The organism is Billgrantia campisalis (assembly GCF_022341425.1).
GTDB lineage: Bacteria > Pseudomonadota > Gammaproteobacteria > Pseudomonadales > Halomonadaceae > Halomonas > Halomonas campisalis.
The window spans coordinates 1-19,252 of sequence record NZ_JABFUC010000018.1 but is presented as its reverse complement, the minus strand read 5'-3'; the positions used below and the strand labels follow the sequence as shown (position 1 = coordinate 19,252).

The window sequence follows — 19,252 nt, the reverse complement described above, 5'->3', positions numbered from 1 at the left end:
AGTCAACGCGAGGAGGTGAAGCTTATGGCAGATGATTTGCGCGACAGCGCCTTGAAATATCATCGTTTCCCGCGCCCCGGCAAGCTGGCGATCCAGGCGATCAAACCCATGGCCAGCCAGCGTGACCTGTCCCTGGCCTATTCCCCCGGCGTGGCCGCGGCCTGCGAGGAGATCGAACGTGACCCCCTGATGGCGGCCGAGTACACCGCCCGCGGCAACCTGGTGGCGGTGATCAGCAACGGCACGGCGGTGCTGGGGCTGGGTGCCATCGGGGCCTTGGCCTCCAAGCCGGTCATGGAAGGCAAGGCCGTACTGTTCAAAAAGTTCGCCGACGTGGACGTGTTCGACATCGAGATCGAGGAGCGCGACCCGGACAAGTTTATCGAGATTGTCGCCGGCCTGGAGGCCACCTTCGGCGGCATCAACCTGGAAGACATCAAGGCGCCGGAATGCTTCGAGATCGAGCGCCGCCTGCGCGAGCGGATGAAGATCCCGGTCTTCCACGACGACCAGCACGGCACCGCCATCGTCTCGGCGGCCGCCCTGCTCAACGGCCTGCGGGTGGTGGGCAAGGAGCTCGGCGAGATTCGCCTGGTCTGCAACGGCGCAGGCTCCGCGGCCCTGGCCTGCCTGGACCTGGCGGTCTCCCTGGGGGTATGCAAGGAAAACATCCTGGTCTGCGACCGCAATGGCGTGATCCACGCCGAGCGCACCGAAGGAATGGACCGCTACAAGGCGCGCTACGCAGTCCGCACCGAGGCCCGTACCCTGGCCGATGCCGTCAACGGGGCCGATGTCTTCTTCGGGCTCTCGAGCGGAGGTGCGCTCACCCCGGAGATGGTGGCGACCATGGCCGACCGCCCCTTGATCCTGGCCATGGCCAATCCCACCCCGGAAATCATGCCGGAGGTCGCCAAGGCGGTACGCCCGGATGCGGTGATCGCCACCGGCCGCTCGGACTACCCCAACCAGGTCAACAACGTCCTGTGCTTCCCGTTCATCTTCCGGGGCGCCCTGGACTGCGGCGCCACCACCATCAACGAGGAGATGAAACTGGCCACCGTCAAGGCCATTGCCGACATGGCGACCACCACGGTGCCGGAAACGGTGGCGGTGGCCTATGGCGGACAGGCACTGACCTTCGGCCCGGAGTACATCCTGCCCAAGCCCTTCGACCCGCGCCTGATCGACACCATCCCGCCGGCGGTGGCCAAGGCCGCCATGGAGAGCGGTGTGGCCGCTCGACCCATCGAGGACCTGGACGCCTATACCCGCGCGCTGTCACGCCAGGTCTACCGCTCCGGCAATGTGATGGAGCCGGTGTTCGAGCGGGCGCGACTCAACCCACTGCGCTTGCTGTACGCCGAAGGCGAGGACGAGCGTGTCCTCCGCGCCATGGAGGTCTGCGTCACGCAGCGCTATGCCAAGCCCGTACTGATCGGCCGCCGTGCGGTCATCGAGGAGCGCATCGAGGAGTTGGGCCTGCCGGTCAAGGCCGGCGTCGATTTCGAGCTGATCGACTCGCACGACTACCCCGACTACGCCGAACTGGCCAATGACTACCACCGGCTGATGGGGCGGCGCGGTGTCCACCCGGAAGCCGCCGAGAAGCGGGTCCGCAGCCGGGCCACCATCCTCGCCTCGCTGCTGTTGCGCCGGGGCGAGGTGGACGCCATGATCGCAGGCCCCGTGGGCACCTACCACGAGCACCTGGATCTGGTGCTGGACGTCATCGGCCTGCGCGAGGGCGTCAGCACGCCAGCCGCCCTGCAGCTGCTGATCCTCGAACGGACCACCCTGTTCATTGCCGACCCCTTCGTCAATTACGACCCCGATGCCAGTCAGATCGCCGAGATCACCCTGCTGGCCGCGGAGCAGGTCCGCCGCTTCGGCATCACGCCCCGGGCCGCTCTGGTCTCTCACTCCAACTTCGGCAGTTCCGACTTCACCAGCGCCGGCAAGATGCGCCAGGCACTGGCGCTGATCCAGGAACGCGCCCCGGATCTGGTGGTGGACGGCGAAATGCAGGCCGACTCGGCGCTATCCATGGGCGTGCGCGGGCGCATCCTGCCCGATTCGCTGCTCGACGGCGAAGCCAACCTCCTGATCATGCCCAACCTGGACGCGGCGAACATCGCCTTTACCGCCCTGAAGGTGCTGGGCAACGGCGTCTCCGTAGGCCCCATCCTACTGGGGGCCGCCAAGCCGGTTCATGTGCTCAACCGCACGGTCACCGCACGGGGTATCGCCAACATGAGCGCCTTTGCCGTGGTCGAGGCACAGACCGATCGCTGAAGAACAACAATTCCATCCCAATCAAGGGAGACGATCCATGGCATTTGAAGACTACAACGACTTCGATCCCCAGGAGACCCGGGAGTGGCAGGAAGCCGTCGACGTGGTGGTGGAGCGGGTGGGCCCCGAACGGGCCACCTATCTGCTGCACAAGGCGGTGGAAGAAGCCTACCGGACCGGCGCCGAGGCGCCGGACACCACTCGCACGCCCTATGTGAACACCATACCGCCCCACAAGGAGGCCAAGCTGCCCGGCGACGAAGCCCTGCTGCAGCGGCTGATCGCCTACCTGCGCTGGAATGCCATGGCCATGGTGGTGCGCGCCAACAAGAAGCCCGCCGAACCCGGGGGGCATATCGCCAGCTACCAGTCCTCGGCGGTGATGTATGAGGTAGGCTTCAATCACTTCTGGCACGCCCCCACCGAGAGTCATGGCGGCGACATCATCTACTTCCAGGGGCACTGCGCACCGGGCATCTACGCACGCGCCTTTCTGGAGGGGCGGCTCACCGAGGAGCAGCTGGAGCACTTCCGCCTGGAAGTGGATGGCAAGGGGATCTCCTCCTATCCCCACCCTTACCTGATGCCGGACTTCTGGCAGGTCTCCACCGTCTCCATGGGCCTGGGGCCGATCATGGCCATCTATCAGGCCCGCTTCATGAAGTACCTCCATAACCGGGGGCTGGCCGACACCGAAGGACGCAAGGTCTGGGCGTTTCTGGGCGACGGCGAGATGGACGAGCCCCAGTCCCAGGGCGCCATCGCCCTGGCCAACCGGGAGAAGCTGGACAACCTGATCTTCGTGATCAACTGCAACCTGCAGCGCCTGGACGGCCCGGTGCGGGGCAACAGCAAGATCGTTCAGGAGCTGGAGGGCAACTTCCGGGGCGCCGGGTGGAACGTCATCAAGTGCCTGTGGGGCTCGGGCTGGGACGAACTGCTGGCCAAGGACACCCAGGGGCTGCTGCGCAAGCGCATGGAAGAGTGCGTCGACGGCGAGTACCAGAACTTCAAGGTCAAGGGTGGCGGCTACATCCGCGAGCACTTCTTCGGCAAGTATCCGGAGCTCAAGGAACTGGTCGCCCATATGTCGGACGACGACATCTACTACAAGCTGGTCCGCGGGGGCCACGACCCGCAGAAGGTCTACGCGGCCTATCACGCGGCGGTCAACACCCAGGACAAGCCCTCGGTGCTGCTGATGAAGACCGTCAAGGGCTACGGCATGGGCGAGGGCGGTGAGGGCCAGAACATCACCCACCAGAAGAAGAAACTGGGCGAGGATAACCTCAGGCACTTTCACCAGCGCTTCGGACTGCCCTTCAGTGACGAACAGGTCACCCAGGCGGCCTTCTTCAAGCCCCCCGAAGAGAGCGCCGAGATGCAGTTCCTGCACACGCAGCGCAAGGCGCTGGGGGGCTATCTCCCCCAGCGCCAGCGCAACGGCGATGTGCTCGAGGCGCCCCCCCTGGAGATGTTCAAGCAGGTGCTCGCCGACACCGGTGAGCGCACCATGTCCACCACCATGGCCCTGGTGCGCATCATGGTCTCCCTGGCCCGGGACAAGACCCTGGGACCACGGCTGACCCCGATCGTCGCCGACGAGTCGCGCACCTTCGGCATGGAGGGCATGTTCCGGCAGATCGGTATCTACGCCCCCGAAGGGCAGAAGTACGTGCCCATGGACGCCGAGGAGATCATGCCCTACCGGGAAGACCAGAAGGGCCAGATCCTGCAGGAAGGCATCAACGAGGACGGGGCCATGTCCTCATGGATTGCCGTGGCCACCTCCTACAGCAACCACGGGGTCAGCATGATCCCGTTCTACGTCTACTACTCCATGTTCGGCTTCCAGCGCATCGGCGATCTGGCCTGGGCGGCCGGCGACATGCTGGCGCGGGGCTTTTTGATCGGCGGCACCTCGGGGCGCACCACCCTGAACGGCGAGGGCTTGCAGCATCAGGACGGGCACAGCCAGCTGTTCGCCCAGTTCATCCCCAACTGCATGGCCTATGACCCCACCTTCCACTACGAGGTGGCGGTGATCGTGCGCGACGGCCTCAAGCGCATGTACGAGGATCAGGAGAACGTCTTCTACTACATCACCACGCTGAACGAGAACTACCACCACCCGGCGCTTCCCGACGGCGCCGAGGAAGGCATCATCAAGGGCATGTACTCCTTCAGCAAGGCCAAGGGCAAGGGGCCGCGGGTACAGCTGCTGGGCTGCGGCAGCATCCTCAACGAGGTCATCGCCGCGGTGGACCTGCTGCGCGACGACTGGGGCGTGGCGGCCGATGTCTGGAGTTGCCCAAGTTTCAATGAACTGGCCCGCGACGGCCAGGCCGTCAAGCGCTGGAACCGGCTGCATCCGGGGAAAAAGCCGCGCAAGAGCTATGTCGAACAGTGCCTGGAAGGCACCGAAGGACCGGTGATCGCCTCCACCGACTACATCCAACTGTTCGCCGAACAGATTCGACCCTTCGTGCCAAGGCGTTACGAGGTACTGGGCACCGACGGCTTCGGTCGCTCCGACAGCCGCGAGGCGCTGCGCCGCCACTTCGAGGTGGATCGTCACTACGTCACCCTGGCCGCGCTCCAGGCCCTGGTCGACGAGGGCAAGCTCAAGAGCGGCAAGGTGCGGGACGCCATCGCCAAATATGGCATCGACCCCGAAAAGCCCAACCCCCTGTACGCCTGAGCCGGAGGAGAAGAACAGTGGCCACCCAAGACATCAAGGTACCCGACATCGGCGACTTCACCGATGTGCCGATCATCGAAATTCACGTCCAGCCCGGCGACAGCATCCAGGCCGAGGACCCGCTGATCACCGTGGAGTCCGACAAGGCCTCGATGGACGTGCCCGCCCCCCAGGCCGGCACCGTCAAGGAGGTCAAGGTCAAGCTCGGCGACTCGGTCTCCGAGGGGGCGACGATTCTGACGCTGGAGGCGGAAGGCGAATCCGCATCCCCAGCGGCCCCTCCCCCCGCTCCCGCCGCGGAAGAAGCGAAGACGCCGCCACCGGCGGCTCCTCCCTCGAGCCCACCGACGGCCGCGCCCTCGACCGGCCCGATCGCCGATTTCAGCCGGGTTCACGCCAGCCCCTCGGCTCGCCGCCTGGCCCGCGAGCTGGAGGTGGACCTGACCCGGGTGCCGCCGACCGGCCTCAAGGGCCGGGTCACCCAGGAGGACATACGCAGCTTCGCCAAGGGCGGCGCCCCGGCGGCGGCTAGCGCTTCAACCGGCGCTCCAGCCGGCGGCGGGGGCCTGGATCTGCTGCCCTGGCCCAAGGTCGACTTCAGCAAGTTCGGCCCGGTGGAGACCCAGCCGCTGTCGCGGATCAAGAAGATCTCCGGTGCCAACCTGCATCGCAACTGGGTGCAGATTCCCCATGTGACCAACCACGACGAGGCCGATATCACCGACCTGGAAGCCTTCCGGGTGCAGTTCAACAAGGCCAACGAGAAGGCCGGCATCAAGGTCAGCATGCTGGCCTTCATGATCAAGGCCGCGGTCGCCTCCTTGAAGCAGTTCCCCGAGTTCAACGCCTCGCTGGACGGCGACAATCTGATCCTCAAGCAGTACTACCACATCGGCTTTGCCGCCGACACGCCCAACGGCCTGGTGGTGCCAGTGATCCGCGATGCGGACCAGAAAGGCGTCGCCGAGATCGCCCAGGAAATGGGGGCGCTGGCCAAACTGGCCCGCGACGGCAAGCTCAAGCCCGATCAGATGCAGGGCGGCTGTTTCACCATCTCCTCGCTGGGCGGGATCGGCGGGCTCTATTTCACGCCGATCATCAACGCCCCCGAAGTGGCCATCATGGGCGTATGCCGCTCCTACTGGAAGCAGGTCTCGCCGGACGGCAAGCAGTCGGAGTGGCGGTTCGTGCTGCCCCTGTCGCTCTCCTGGGATCACCGGGTGATCGACGGCGCCGCCGCAGCCCGTTTCAACGTCCATTTCGCCAATCTGCTCGCCGATATGCGGCGCATCATCATGTGAGGAGCCCACGACATGGCCAATGCAATCGAAGTCAAGGTGCCCGACATCGGGGACTTCAAGGACGTCGAGATCATCGAGGTGCTGGTCAAACCGGGCGATGCGATCGACATCGACGCCCCGCTGATCACCCTGGAGACCGACAAGGCCTCCATGGACGTGCCGTCCCCGATGTCGGGCACGGTGGGAGACCTCAAGGTCAAGGAGGGGGACAAGGTCTCCGAAGGCTCGATCATCCTGATGATGGAACCGGCCGAGACCGGCGCCCGGGTGGCGGACCACGATCCGCAACCGGCGGTCCACGAAACGGGGGTGGGCTCGGCGGCGCCCGGCGATGCCGGCGGCGGTTATGGCGGGGGCAGCCTGGAAGAGGTTCGGGTGCCGGACATCGGCGATTTCACGGACGTCCCGGTGATCGAAGTGCTGGTGCGGCCGGGCGATACGATCCGTGCCGAGGACCCGCTGATCACCGTGGAGTCCGACAAGGCCTCCATGGACGTGCCCGCGCCCAAGGCCGGCAAGGTCGCCGACGTGATGGTGGCGGTCGGCGACAGGGTCTCGGAAGGCTCGGCGATCCTGATGCTGGAAGCCGAAGGCAAGTCCCCCGTCTCTCCCCCCTCTCCCGCCCAGGGAGCGGGGGAGAAGGCGGCCGCCGCCCCCGCGCCTGCGGCGGCCAGCTATACCGGCGGGGCCGACCTCGAATGCGAGATGCTGGTGCTCGGCGCCGGCCCGGGCGGCTACTCGGCCGCCTTCCGGGCCGCCGACCTGGGGATGAAGACCGTGCTGGTGGAACGCTATGCCACCCTCGGCGGGGTGTGCCTGAACGTCGGCTGCATCCCCTCCAAGGCGCTGCTGCATGTGGCGGCGGTCACCGATGCGGCCAAGGACATGGCCGATCACGGCATCGCCTTCGGCAAGCCGAAGATCGACCTCGACAAGCTGCGCGGCTGGAAGGAAAAGGTCGTCGGCAAGCTCACCGGGGGGCTGGCCGGCATGGCCAAGGCACGCAAGGTCCAGACGCTGCGCGGGGTCGGAACCTTCCTCGACCCGCATCACCTGGAAGTTGCCCTGACCAGCGGCGACGGCCGGGAGCCGACCGGAGAGAAGCAGGTGGTGAAGTTCGACAAGTGCATCATCGCCGCCGGCTCCCAGTCGGTGAAACTGCCCTTCATTCCCGACGACCCCCGGGTGGTCGACTCCACCGGTGCCCTGGAACTGACCACCATCCCCAAGCGCATGCTGGTCATCGGCGGCGGCATCATCGGCCTGGAGATGGCCACCGTCTACTCCAGCCTGGGCACCCGCATCGACGTGGTGGAGATGCTCGACGGGCTGATGACCGGCGCCGACCGCGACCTGGTCAAGGTCTGGGAGAAGGTCAACACGCCGCGCTTCGACAAGGTGATGCTCAAGACCCGGACCACCGCCGTGAAGGCCCAGAAAAACGGCCTCAAGGTGAGCTTCGAGGGCGACAATGCCCCCGCCGAGCCACAGCTGTACGACATGATCCTGCAGTCGGTCGGGCGCAGCCCCAACGGCAACAAGATCGCTGCCGAGAACGCCGGCGTGGCGGTGGACGAACGCGGTTTCATCGCCACCGACAAGCAGATGCGCACCAATGTCGGGCACATCTTCGCCATCGGCGACATCATCGGCCAGCCGATGCTCGCCCACAAGGCGGTGCATGAGGCGCACGTCGCGGCGGAAGCCGCCGCCGGCCTGAAGAGCTTTTTCGATGCCCGTCAGATTCCCTCGGTGGCCTACACCGACCCGGAAGTGGCCTGGGCCGGCAAGACCGAGACCGAATGCAAGGCCGAGGGCATCAAGTACGGCAAGGCGGTATTTCCCTGGGCCGCTTCCGGTCGCGCCATTGCCAACGGCCGCGACGAGGGCTTCACCAAGCTGCTGTTCGACGAGCAGACCCATCGCATCATCGGCGGGGCCATCGTCGGCACCCAGGCGGGGGACTTGATCAGCGAGCTGTGTCTGGCCATCGAAATGGGCTGCGACCCGGTCGACATCGGCAAGACCATCCATCCGCATCCGACCCTGGGCGAGTCGGTGGGCATGGCCGCCGAGCTCTTCGAAGGCGTCTGTACCGATCTACCGCCGCAGAAGAAGCGATAGCGCAAGCGCCATCGCGCTGCCATGGCGGTGGAGGGGAGCGGAAGCGATCCCGTTCACGGCCGTGGCAGCCCCAGCGCCAGTGCTGAAACTGCTCGGAAACGGCGCGACTCGCTCGGCACGGCAGTCATGCAATTGACAATCACTTGGCATTGACCTTCATTAGCCCAATGGCTAATATCCCCGCGCTGCTGCATGGCAGCGAAACCCCCTTAGAGGAATCTATGGAACCTCCGAGTCGCCATTTCACGACTGACAACTCGATCGACCGCGCCGCGTCGTCTTCCGTGGTGCGCCGGAGCCTGCCCCTGCCTATCCGCTAGGCCGTGGTTCCTGCGCGCCCAAGAGGCGCGCGCCAAGGAGCCACACCATGAGCTATGCCGTTCTCGCTGCCTCACTGCGCAGCGCCCTTCAGCGTCAGGACACCGACGCCATCCGCCATCTGGTCGCCGAGATGCAGCTCGCCGACCTGGCCGAGTTCATCCAGCACGAGCAGGAAGACACCACCATTTCCCTGCTGGACTACCTGCCCATGGAGCAGCGGGCCAGCGCCTTCGGCTACCTGGAAGAAGAGACCCAGAGCGCGCTTGCCGCCGAGATGAAGGACGCCACCCTCGCCGAGCTGATGCATTTCATGGATGCCGACGAGCGTGCCGACCTCTTCAAGCTGCTCGACGAGCCTCGCCAGCAGGGGCTGCTGCGCCGCCTGGCCCATGCCGAGCGCGAAGACATCCGCAAGCTGGCGAGCTACGAGGAGGGTACCGCCGGGGCCCTGATGACCTCCGAGTACGTCGCCGTCCCCGCCGAGGCGGACGTGGCCACCGCCCTGGACAAGGTGCGCCGCACCGGCCCCAACGCCGAGACCATCTATCAGATCTACTGCGTGGATGACGAGGGGCGCCTGCTCGGCACCCTGTCGCTGCGTGAGATGATCCTGGCCAATCCCAAGGACACCCTGACCAGCCTGATGACCGAAGAGCTGGTGGTGGCCAAGGTGGATACCCCTCAGGAAGAGGTGGCCAAGCTGATCTCGCGCTACGACCTGATGGCCCTGCCGGTGACCAACGGCGGCGAGCGCCTGGTGGGCATCGTCACCTACGACGACGCCATGGACGTGGCAGAAGAAGAGGCCACCGAGGACATGCACAAGGGTGTCTCGGTGGGCAAGCTCGAAGGCAGCCTGCGCACCGCCAGCCTCTTCGACCTCTATCGCAAGCGCATCGTCTGGCTGGTGCTGCTGGTATTCGCCAACATCTTCTCCGGCGCCGGCATCGCCTACTTCGAGGAGACCATCGAGGCCTACATCGCGCTGGTGTTCTTCCTGCCCCTGCTGGTGGACAGCGGCGGCAACGCCGGCTCCCAGGCCGCCACCCTGATGGTACGCGGCATGGCCACCGGCGACGTGCGCACGCGGGACTGGGCCAAGCTGCTGGGCCGTGAAATATTCGTGGCCATCGGCCTCGGCCTGACCATGGCGCTGGCGGTCTCGGTGGTGGGGGTCTTCCGCGCCGGCACCGAGATCGCCATGGTGGTGGCCATGAGCATGGTGCTGATCGTGATCATGGGCAGCCTGATCGGCATGCTGCTGCCCTTCCTGCTGCAGCGCCTGCGCTTCGACCCGGCCACCGCCTCCGCACCGCTGGTGACCTCCATCGCCGATGGCGTGGGCGTGCTGATCTACTTCGCCATCGCCACCGCGGTGCTGGGCCTGCCGACCTGAGCCACGGGGGCGTGAGGATCAAGGCTGGACGCAGATCCCGACGCCCCACCTGCCCTTCTCTCTGGCATGCCGTCCTGGTGACGCATGCCAGGCCGCTGCCGTTCGCGCGTCACATGCCTGTCGCCGTCGGTAGTGCATGCTGCCGAGGGAGGTTGCCATGACAGCCCAGGACATGACCCCACAGCAACAGCTGCAACAGGCCATGCAGGCCAATGACAGCGAGGCCATTCGCGCCTGCGTGACCCACCTGCACCCGGCCGACCTGGCCGAGGCGTGTCGCGATGAAACGCCCTACGCCGCCCTGGCGCTGCTGAGTTTCCTCAGCGCGGCGGCGCGGGCGGCCACCTTTACCGAACTGCCCGCCGATCGGCAGCGGCGCCTCAGCGAGCTGATGACCGAGGAGGAGCTGGGCGACCTGCTGGAGAGCCTGGCACCGGATGCCCGCGCCGACCTCTTCAAGCGGGTAGAAACGGGGCGTCGCGACGGCCTGCTGCGCTATCTGCCCCCGGAGGAACAGGATCAGCTGAAGCGCCTGGTCAGCTACCCGGAAGGCACCGCCGGTGCGCTGATGTCGCCTCAGACAGTGACGGTACCCGCCAACTACAGCGTCCAGGAGGTACTGGCGGTCCTGCGACGGCACTCGGCACAGGCGGAGACCATCTATCAGATCTATGCGGTCGACGAGGCGGATCGGCTGGTCGGTACGCTCTCCCTGCGCAAGCTGATTCTCGCCAGGCCCAGCGCGCCTGTCGCCGACTACCTGACCCGGGAGGTGCTGACGGTCGAGGTCACCACGCCCCAGGAAAGCGTGGCGGAGATGATCGCCCGCTATGACCTGCTGGCGATTCCCGTGGTCGAGCCGGATGGACGCCTGGTCGGCATCGTCACCTATGACGACGCCATGGATGTTGCGGAGGAGGAGGCCACCGAGGACATCCACAGGCAGATGTCCATCGGCAGGCTCGAGGGCTCCGTCAGCACGGCCCACCCCTTCGAACTCTATCGCAAGCGCGTGGGCTGGCTGGTGCTGCTGGTGTTCGCCAATGTCTTCACCGGCGCCGGCATCGCCCACTTCGAAGCCACCATCGAGGCCTATATCGCCCTGGTGTTCTTCCTGCCGCTGCTGGTGGACAGCAGCGGCAACGCGGGCGCCCAGGCGGCAACGCTGATGGTGCGCGGGATGGCCACCGGCGATGTACACCGCCGCGACTGGGCGCGGCTGCTGGGCCGGGAAATTGCCGTTGCCGCATCGCTTGGCCTGACCATGGCGGCCTGCATCTGGGCGATCGGCACCCTGCGCGCCGGCAGCGAAATCGCCACCGTGGTCGCCATCAGCATGGTGCTGGTGGTGCTGGTGGGTAGCGTCATCGGCATGCTGCTGCCGCTGCTGCTGGACCGGCTGGGCCTCGACCCCGCCACCGCCTCTGCCCCGCTGGTCACCTCCATCGCCGACATTGTCGGCGTGGTGCTCTATTTCGCCCTGGCCACGGCCGTGCTGGGGCTACCGGCCTGACGGCCGGCTGAACAGGAGAGTTCGTCATGACACTGATCGAAGAGCTGCAGCTGATGCTGCCGCTTGCCTTGGCCGCCGTGCTGGGCGCCCTGGTCGGCATCGAGCGCCAGTGGCGCCAGCGCATGGCCGGCCTGCGCACCAATGCGCTGGTCTCGCTGGGGGCCGCCAGCTTTACCCTGATGTCGATGATGGTGGCCGACGAGATCAGCCCCACCCGCATGGCCGCCCAGGTGGTCTCCGGCATCGGCTTTCTCGGCGCCGGGGTGATCATGAAGGAGGGCGCCAACATCCGCGGCCTCAATACCGCCGCCACCCTGTGGTGCTCCGCCGCCATCGGTGTGCTGGCCGGCGCCGACTTCTACGCCGCCGCCATCATGGTGACGCTGTGCATCCTGGGCGTGAATATCCTGCTGCGGCCGCTGTCGGTGATGATCAACCGCCAGCCGCTGGAGGCGAGCCCGGACGAGGTCGACTGGACCTACGAGATCACCGTCACCTGCCGCGAGAGCGAGGAGGCCCATATCCGCGCCCTGATGCTGCAGGGGCTGCTGGGCGATGCCATGCAGCTGCAGCGCCTGGAGAGCGAAAACCTGGAGGAGCGCCAGGCCGTGGTGGTCAGCGCCCGGCTGATGGCCAGTGGTCGCCACGACTCCCTGGTGGAAAAGGTCGTGGGCCGGCTGAGCCTCGAGCCCTCGGTATGGGCCGCGGGCTGGGATGTCTCGTAACGGCCCAACCCAGGGCGCCGAAAGAAAAGCGATTGACAGCCAGCTGTTCCTTTAATAGAACGTTCGTTAAAAGGAACACTCGGACGCCCCTCATGGACAGGCGATCGCTCAGCACCCTCGGCCAGCACCTGCAGACCCTGCGCCTGGCGCGGGGCTGGTCGCTCTCGCAGCTGGCCGCCGCCGCCGGCATCGCCAAGTCGAACCTGTCGCGGCTCGAGCAGGGCAACGGCAATCCCACCCTGGACACCATCTGGCGACTGGCGGTGCAGCTCAAGGTGCCCTTCGGCACCCTGGTGGCGCCGCTCAGCGTGCCGCTGGGGGAAGAGGGCGTGGAGGTGCGCCTTCTCGACCAGGGCAAGGACACGCCCCAGGTCGATGCCTACTGGATGCGCTGCGCGCCCCACACCCTACGCCATGCCGAGGCTCATACCCCGGGCGCCCGCGAGTCGCTCACCCTGATCAGCGGGCAGCTGGAGGCCGGCCCGGAAGGTGCCACCACCATGCTCTCGGCCGGTGACACCCTGACCTTCGCCGCCGACCGAGCGCACCTCTATCGCACCCATGACGCCTGGGCCACCCTGCTGCTCACCGTGATCTACACCGAGAAAGGAGCGACCCCATGAGCCTGCAAGCCACACGCGTCCTCTCGCGCCCCTGGCTTGTCGGCCTGCGCGAGGCCATCCCGCTGCTGGGTGGCTATGTGCCGGTGGCCATCTCCTTCGGGCTGATCGCCGTGCAGGCGGGATTCACCGCCTGGGAGGCGGTAATCATCTCCACCCTGGTCTATGCCGGCGCCTCGCAGTTCCTGTTCGTTGGCATGGTCGCCGCGGGCTCCCCGCTGTGGCTGGTGGTCATCATGACGCTGCTGATCAACGCGCGCCATGTGGTCTACGCCCCCAACATCGCGCCCTGGCTGACGACCAGCCGCGCCTGGCCCTGGCTGATGCACGGCCTCACCGACCAGGTCTTCGCCCTGGCCCACGCCCGGCTGCCGCAGCTGCCGGCGGCGCAGCGCCTCGGCTGGTTCACCGGCGCCGCGCTGCTGGCCTGGGTGAGCTGGATCGGCGGCACGGCACTCGGCGCCGTGGCCGGCGAAGAGCTGACCCGGCGCTGGCCGCTGCTCGGCGAGATCATGCCCTTCGCCCTGCCGGCCCTGTTCCTGGTGCTGCTGGCACCGCGCTTCACCAGTCGACGCTGGTCGCTGGCGCTGGGCAGCAGCATCGCCATCGCCCTGCTGCTCGCCGTGGGCGGGCTGACCAACGCCGCCATCCCCCTCGCCGCCGCTTGTGGGGCCCTGTGCTTCTACCTGGTGAAGTGCAACGCGACAGCGAAAGGAGGCCACCATGAGTAGCGCCCTCTGGCTGGCCGTGCTGGTCTCGGCGGCAGGCACCCTGCTGATGCGGCTGCTGCCGCTGCTGTGGATGCGCCGCCGCCTCGCGCGGCTCGACGGCGACGAGCGCCTCGACGCCATGCCCCAGTGGCTCGGCGTCCTCGGCCCGCTGATGATCGCCGCCGTGCTCGGCGTCTCGCTGGTACCCACCACCCCCGGCGCCCTCTCCTGGCTCGCCACCGCCATCGGCGTATTGGCGACCCTGGCCGTCTGGTGGAAACTGCGCTCGCTGGGCTGGCCGATCGCCGCCGGGGTGGCGGCCTATGGCGCTGTGGTGATACTCGCGGGCCTGGCGACTGGCGCTTAGGCTTATGATGTTGCCAAGGATGACGCCGGGACAGCACCGACATTTGCCAGGGAGACCATCATGACCGACCACCCCCAGCCCCTTACCCGCGGCAAGCAGCGACGCCATGCCGCGGCCATGTGTGCATCGCTGCTGGCGCTGCTGCTGGTGGCCACACCGGCGGCAGCCAGCTGCCCCGAACCGTCCAACGCCGATCTGGCCGCCATCAAGGGCGTTGGCGAGCAGCCGGCCCTGCCCGCCGGCCGCCAGGTGATCGCCGACGGCGTGGTGACCGGCGAGTTTCTCGGCCGCGAACGCCTCAACGGCTTCTATCTGCAGCAGGCGACCGAGCACGGCCCCGTCGGCCTGTTCGTCTATATGCCCACGGCAACCGCAAGCGACGCCGCGCTCATCGCCCCGGGTAAGCACCTGCAGCTCCACGCCCGGACCGGCGAATACCGCGGCCAGGTGCAGCTGCAGCGGGTCGAGCGAATTGAGACCTGCGCCAGCGACCGGCTGCCGGAGCCGAAGGCGGTGGAGTGGCCGCTCGACGAAGCGGAACTGGAAAGGCTACAGGGTCTGCTGCTGGCGTTTCCCCAGGCGCTGACTGTCACCGGCAACTACGAGCTCGCCCGCTACGGCTCCCTGAGGCTGGCCGCCGAGCGCCTGTTCCGGCCCACCAATACCCCCGGCGACACTCAAGAACGCTCTGTCCTCATGCTGGACGACGGCAGCTACCGCGCCTTTCCGAGCCCCATTCCCTATCTGGATGCAGACGGCACTCGCCGGGTGGGCAGCCGCGTCGAGGGGCTGACCGGGGTGCTTGCCCACGCCTTCGACGCCTATCGCCTGCACCCGACCCGTGAGCCGCTCTTCGAGGACACCAACCCGCGCCCGGGAGCGCTGCCGGCACCGGGAGAGCGGCTGCGGGTGGCCACCTTCAACGTCGAGAACTACTTCATCACGCTCGGCCAGCGCGGTGCGGCGAACGCCGAAGAGCTGGAGCGCCAACGGGCCAAGCTGGCCGCGTCGGTTGCGGGCCTTGAGGCCGACATCCTGGCCCTGGTGGAGGTGGAGAACGACCCGCGCGCGCTCGCCGACCTGGTCGAGCAGCTCAGCGAGCGGACCGGTATTCGCTATCGCGCCGTCGGCGGGAGTGCCGACCGCGGCACGGATGCCATCAAGCTCGCCCTGATCTACCGGCCGGACCGGGTAGAGGCCGTCAGCGAGCTCTATGCCGACAATCACCCCACCCACCACCGCCCGCCCCTGGCGGCCTTCTTCCGCAGCCGGGACGGCGGGCCGGCCTTCGGCGTGGTGACCGCTCACTTCAAGTCCAAGACCGGCTGCCCGCCCAGCGGCGATATCGACCGCGGCCAGGGCTGCTGGAACCAGCGCCGGGTGGAGCAGGCCCAGGCCATGAACGGCTTTCTCGAGCGCCTCACCGCCGCCGAGGGGCACGCGCGCCTGCTGCTGACCGGCGACCTCAACGCCTACGGCGCCGAGGACCCGATCCGCACCCTCACCGGCGCGGGCCTGGTCGACCTGATGGCCCGGGAGCTGCCGCCGGAGCGCCGCTACAGCTATGTGTTCCGCGGCGAGTCGGGCTACCTGGACCATGCCCTGGTCAGCCCCGAACTGGCCGCGGCGGCCGCCGAGGTGCGGCCCTGGCCCATCAACGCCGACGAGCCCGTTTTCCTCGGCTACGACGGGCCGGACAACGCGGCGCCCTACTTCCAGCCCGACCCCTTCCGCTCCTCGGACCATGACCCGATCGCGGTAGATTTATCACCAGAGGAGATGCGAATGGGGGTGCAATAGCGGCCATTTAGCGCTATCAAGAAGATACTAAAATAAAAAACCCGTCCCAGTGAGGAGCCCCATGGAGTCACCACAGGACGCTGCCGAAGACCGCCCCGGGGTCCACAACGAAAGCGGCCCAATCACGGCCGAGTTGCCGCCCCCGGAGCACCCCAGCCTGGCGGCGCTGATCAGCGCCAGCGCCGCTCGCTTCGCTTCGCAGAAGGCGTTCACCAGCTGCATGCCCAACGGCATGAACGGCGCCTTGAGCTATGCCCAGGTCAATGAGGCCTCCGACGCCTTCGCCGTCTACCTGCGCGAGGGCCTGGGACTGGCGCCCGGCAGCCGGGTCGCGGTGCAGCTGCCCAACTGCTTGAGCTATCCGGTGGCCGTTTTCGGGATTCTCAAGGCCGGCTGCGTCCTGGTGAACACCAACCCGCTCTACACCGCCTCGGAGATGACCCAGCAGTTCCGCGACAGCGGCGCCGAGGCGCTGGTGATCGTCGACCTGTTCGTCGACAAGCTGCCCGAGGTGCTGCCCCGCACCGCCATCCGCCATGTAGTGGTGACCAGCCTGGCGCAGTTCTTCCCGCCCGTGGTTCGCCAGGTGGTGAAGGCGGTGCTCAAGTACTGGAACCGGGTGATCCCGCCCTGCCGCATCGAGGCGACCCCAATCGGCCAGGCGCTGGCCGAGGGTAAGCGGCTACGCCAGGCGAGAGGCGTGGAGGTCGCCGGCTACTGGCGCGAGCTGGGGCCGGATAGCCTCGCGGCGCTGCAGTACACCGGCGGCACCACCGGCATCGCCAAGGGGGCCATGCTCAGCCACGGCAACCTGCTCGCCAACGTGGCGCAGATCGAGGCCATGGCCGGGTCACACATCAGCGACGGCGAGGAGTGCGTGCTCACCGCCCTGCCCCTCTACCATATCTTCGCCTTCTCGGTGAACCTGCTCGCCTTCTTCAAGCACGGCGCCCACAACGTCCTGGTGCCCAACCCGCGGCCGATCCAGAACCTGCAGCGGGCGATCGAGAACTTCCCCATCAGCTGGATCAGCGGCGTGAATACCCTCTTCAACGCCCTGCTCAACGAGGAGTGGTTCACCCTCTACCCGCCGCGCCGGCTGCGCGCGGCGGCGGCTGGCGGCACGGCCCTGCATGCCGCCGTGGCCGAGCGCTGGGAAAAGGTCACCGGCACCCCGCTGGTGGAGGGCTACGGCCTGACCGAAAGCTCGCCGGTGGTGAGCTTCAACCCGCTGGTCGGGCTGCGCAAGCCGGGCAGCATCGGCATCCTGGTACCGGGAACCGAGGTCCGCCTGGTCGACTCCCACGGCCAGCCGGTGGCCCGGGGCGAGCCGGGTGAGCTCACCGTCCGAGGGCCACAGGTCATGCAGGGCTATTGGCAGCAGCCGGAAGCGACCGCCCAGGCCCTGCGCGATGGCTGGCTGTATACCGGGGATGTGGCCACCATGGACGAGGACGGCTACCTACGCATCGTCGACCGCAAGAAGGACTTGATCCTGGTCAGCGGCTTCAACGTCTACCCCAACGAGGTGGAAGACTGTATCGCCCTGCTGGACGCCGTCCACGAGGTGGGGGTGATCGGCGTGCCCGACCCCGACACCGGCGAGGCCGTGCGTGCCTATATCGTCACCCGCGGCGAGCTCGACCGCGATACGGTGAAAGCCCACTGCCGCGAGCACCTGGCCCGCTACAAGGTGCCCAAGCAGATCGCCTTCGTCGATGACCTGCCCAAGAGTCCAATCGGCAAGGTGCTGCGCAAGGACCTGCGCGCCGAGTACCTGAAGGATCATCCAGACGCCACCACCGCCGGGAGCCCCGCATGCTAAGCCCACTCGAGGAAACCCTGCTGGCCCTCATGATGGCCGTGATCATGCTAGGCATGGGGTCGTCGCTGACCTTCAAGGACTTCCGCATCGCCCTGCGCCACCCCCAGGCAATCGGCATCGGCTTCGCCTCCCAGTACCTGTTCATGCCGCTGCTCGCCTTCCTGATCGGTCGCGCCCTGCAGCTGCCCCCCATCCAGGCGGTCAGCCTGATCCTGATGGGCTGCGTGCCCGGCGGCACCACCTCCAATATCTTCGCCTACTTCTCGAAGAGCCTGCTCGGGCTCTCCATCCTGATGACGGTCTGCTCGACCCTGGTGGCGGTGGTCATGGTGCCGCTGGTGCTGGCCCTCTACACCACCGGCATCGACGCGGCCTTCCAGATCCCCTCGGCCAATATCGTCGCGGTGCTGGGCGTGTTGCTGGTCCCCACCCTGCTCGGGATGTGGCTGCGCCGGCGCAACGCCAACCTGGGCGCCTGCACCGAGCTGCTGGGCGGCATCCTCGGCGTGGTGGTGATCGTCTTTTTGATCGCGACCTGGGTACCGCGCAACTGGCAGCTATTGATGACCACCGGCGCCGAGGTCTATCTGGCGGCCATCGGGCTTGGCCTGTGTGGCTTCGTGATCGGCTACTGGTTCAGCCGGGCGGCCCGGCTCAACCCGCTGAAGGCGCGTACCGTCTCGCTGGAGACCGGGATCCAGAACGGGCCGCTGGCGGTGCTGATCGTCACCCTCTCGTTCAGCGGTGAGACCCAGCAGCAGATGCTGCTGATCCCGGTGATGTACTCGCTGTTCATCGTCATCAACTCCACCTTCGTGACCTTCTACTACCGTCGGCGCAGCCTGCGCGAGGAGCTGGCCCGCGACCAGGCGAAGGTAGAAGCCGCGGCACCGGCCAAGGGCTGAGGCGCGGCATACCCCATTGCCGATCATCCGTCACCGATTGCCTACAGTTTTCCCCAACCCCGCCGATACCATGTTGACCAATCGGTCAATGCATCGGCGCATCCGCCCTGACGGAGCGCCAGCCAGGGGGGAAAACAATGAAGCACCTGACGATTGCTAAGAAACTGATGATCGCCATCAGCCTGAGCATGATCCTGATCGTCGGCGGGGCCACGGCCATTCAGTATCGCCTGTTCAGCGACCTGATCACCGACCGGGTCACCGCCGCCGAACTGCCGGCCACGCTCGAAAGCATCCGCAATGATATCGACGCCACCCTGACCGGGCCGATCACCACGGCCCAGGGCCTGGCGCATAACGGCTATCTGCAGGAGTGGCTGGCCGGGGGCGAGTCGCACTCAGATGGCGAGCGCGCCATCGGCCACTTCGAGCGTCTGCAGCAGCGCACCGGGGCCAACACCGTCTTCTATGTGTCGGCGCTCAGCGGTAACTACTACACGGCCAATGGCATCGAACGCACCCTGGACCGCCCCCAGTGTCAGGATGAGTGTCGTGCCCTCTGATACCCTGTTCTTATAAACCGATCAGGGGGCGAAAGGAGACGCTCATGCCTCGCTACTCCGAAGAACGCCGACAAGCCGTGGTGGCC

Annotated in this window: 14 protein-coding genes; all 14 read left to right on the top strand. The window is 67.0% G+C overall.

The features are described 5' to 3' along the window. The first annotated feature begins 24 nt into the window (after nt 1–24). The 14 genes from HOP52_RS19740 (at nt 25) to HOP52_RS17600 (ending at nt 19,166) form a co-directional block, all read left to right on the top strand. Entirely contained in the window at nt 25–2,295 is a 2,271-nt protein-coding gene (locus HOP52_RS19740; RefSeq protein ID WP_238978757.1) for an NADP-dependent malic enzyme, read from the top strand. 37 nt (nt 2,296–2,332) lie between these two features. Continuing rightward, a complete protein-coding gene (gene aceE, locus HOP52_RS17665) occupies nt 2,333–4,996 on the top strand; it encodes a pyruvate dehydrogenase (acetyl-transferring), homodimeric type (protein ID WP_238978755.1) in 2,664 nt (887 codons plus the stop codon). 17 nt (nt 4,997–5,013) lie between these two features. After that, entirely contained in the window at nt 5,014–6,297 is a 1,284-nt protein-coding gene (gene aceF / locus HOP52_RS17660; RefSeq protein WP_238978753.1) for a dihydrolipoyllysine-residue acetyltransferase, read from the top strand. Nucleotides 6,298–6,309: 12 nt separating this feature from the next. Then, the gene (gene lpdA, locus HOP52_RS17650; protein ID WP_422677726.1) at nt 6,310–8,421 is read left to right on the top strand and encodes a dihydrolipoyl dehydrogenase; all 2,112 of its coding nucleotides are present in this window, start codon (nt 6,310–6,312) and stop codon (nt 8,419–8,421) included. A 367-nt stretch (nt 8,422–8,788) separates the two neighbouring features. Then, nucleotides 8,789–10,138: a magnesium transporter gene (mgtE, locus tag HOP52_RS17645; protein WP_238978751.1), complete on the top strand. Its 1,350-nt coding sequence runs from the start codon at nt 8,789–8,791 to the stop codon at nt 10,136–10,138. Nucleotides 10,139–10,295: 157 nt separating this feature from the next. Continuing rightward, nucleotides 10,296–11,651, top strand: a complete 1,356-nt coding sequence (gene mgtE / locus HOP52_RS17640; RefSeq protein WP_238978750.1) for a magnesium transporter — start codon at nt 10,296–10,298, stop codon at nt 11,649–11,651. Between the two features lie 26 nt (nt 11,652–11,677). Beyond that, nucleotides 11,678–12,376: an MgtC/SapB family protein gene (locus HOP52_RS17635; protein ID WP_238978748.1), complete on the top strand. Its 699-nt coding sequence runs from the start codon at nt 11,678–11,680 to the stop codon at nt 12,374–12,376. Nucleotides 12,377–12,468: 92 nt separating this feature from the next. Then, on the top strand, nt 12,469–12,999 hold the full coding sequence (locus HOP52_RS17630; protein WP_238978747.1) for a helix-turn-helix domain-containing protein: 531 nt from the start codon (nt 12,469–12,471) through the stop codon (nt 12,997–12,999). Further along, the gene (locus HOP52_RS17625) at nt 12,996–13,727 is read left to right on the top strand and encodes an AzlC family ABC transporter permease (protein WP_238978746.1); all 732 of its coding nucleotides are present in this window, start codon (nt 12,996–12,998) and stop codon (nt 13,725–13,727) included. The genes HOP52_RS17630 and HOP52_RS17625 overlap by 4 nt, the downstream gene beginning before the upstream one ends. Then, nucleotides 13,720–14,073 (top strand): AzlD domain-containing protein, encoded by a 354-nt coding sequence (locus tag HOP52_RS17620; protein ID WP_238978745.1) that lies wholly within the window; start codon nt 13,720–13,722, stop codon nt 14,071–14,073. The genes HOP52_RS17625 and HOP52_RS17620 overlap by 8 nt, the downstream gene beginning before the upstream one ends. Nucleotides 14,074–14,133: 60 nt before the next feature. Beyond that, nucleotides 14,134–15,873: an ExeM/NucH family extracellular endonuclease gene (locus tag HOP52_RS17615; protein WP_238978743.1), complete on the top strand. Its 1,740-nt coding sequence runs from the start codon at nt 14,134–14,136 to the stop codon at nt 15,871–15,873. 61 nt (nt 15,874–15,934) lie between these two features. After that, entirely contained in the window at nt 15,935–17,698 is a 1,764-nt protein-coding gene (locus tag HOP52_RS17610; protein ID WP_238978741.1) for an AMP-binding protein, read from the top strand. Beyond that, on the top strand, nt 17,692–18,603 hold the full coding sequence (locus HOP52_RS17605; RefSeq protein WP_238978739.1) for a bile acid:sodium symporter family protein: 912 nt from the start codon (nt 17,692–17,694) through the stop codon (nt 18,601–18,603). Before HOP52_RS17610 ends, HOP52_RS17605 begins: the two co-directional genes overlap by 7 nt. Nucleotides 18,604–18,740: 137 nt before the next feature. Then, nucleotides 18,741–19,166, top strand: coding sequence for a hypothetical protein (locus HOP52_RS17600; RefSeq protein WP_238978738.1), 426 nt, complete (start codon nt 18,741–18,743; stop codon nt 19,164–19,166). Nucleotides 19,167–19,252 lie beyond the last annotated feature (86 nt).

What these genes read in the sequence shown, in the direction of transcription:
- HOP52_RS19740 (WP_238978757.1), top strand. Translation starts at nt 25, where the DNA reads ATGGCAGATGATTTGCGCGACAGCGCCTTGAAATATCATCGTTTCCCG.
- aceE (WP_238978755.1), top strand. Translation starts at nt 2,333, where the DNA reads ATGGCATTTGAAGACTACAACGACTTCGATCCCCAGGAGACCCGGGAG.
- lpdA (WP_422677726.1), top strand. Translation starts at nt 6,310, where the DNA reads ATGGCCAATGCAATCGAAGTCAAGGTGCCCGACATCGGGGACTTCAAG.
- mgtE (WP_238978751.1), top strand. Translation starts at nt 8,789, where the DNA reads ATGAGCTATGCCGTTCTCGCTGCCTCACTGCGCAGCGCCCTTCAGCGT.
- mgtE (WP_238978750.1), top strand. Translation starts at nt 10,296, where the DNA reads ATGACAGCCCAGGACATGACCCCACAGCAACAGCTGCAACAGGCCATG.
- HOP52_RS17635 (WP_238978748.1), top strand. Translation starts at nt 11,678, where the DNA reads ATGACACTGATCGAAGAGCTGCAGCTGATGCTGCCGCTTGCCTTGGCC.
- HOP52_RS17630 (WP_238978747.1), top strand. Translation starts at nt 12,469, where the DNA reads ATGGACAGGCGATCGCTCAGCACCCTCGGCCAGCACCTGCAGACCCTG.
- HOP52_RS17625 (WP_238978746.1), top strand. Translation starts at nt 12,996, where the DNA reads ATGAGCCTGCAAGCCACACGCGTCCTCTCGCGCCCCTGGCTTGTCGGC.
- HOP52_RS17620 (WP_238978745.1), top strand. Translation starts at nt 13,720, where the DNA reads ATGAGTAGCGCCCTCTGGCTGGCCGTGCTGGTCTCGGCGGCAGGCACC.
- HOP52_RS17615 (WP_238978743.1), top strand. Translation starts at nt 14,134, where the DNA reads ATGACCGACCACCCCCAGCCCCTTACCCGCGGCAAGCAGCGACGCCAT.
- HOP52_RS17610 (WP_238978741.1), top strand. Translation starts at nt 15,935, where the DNA reads ATGGAGTCACCACAGGACGCTGCCGAAGACCGCCCCGGGGTCCACAAC.
- HOP52_RS17605 (WP_238978739.1), top strand. Translation starts at nt 17,692, where the DNA reads ATGCTAAGCCCACTCGAGGAAACCCTGCTGGCCCTCATGATGGCCGTG.
- HOP52_RS17600 (WP_238978738.1), top strand. Translation starts at nt 18,741, where the DNA reads ATGAAGCACCTGACGATTGCTAAGAAACTGATGATCGCCATCAGCCTG.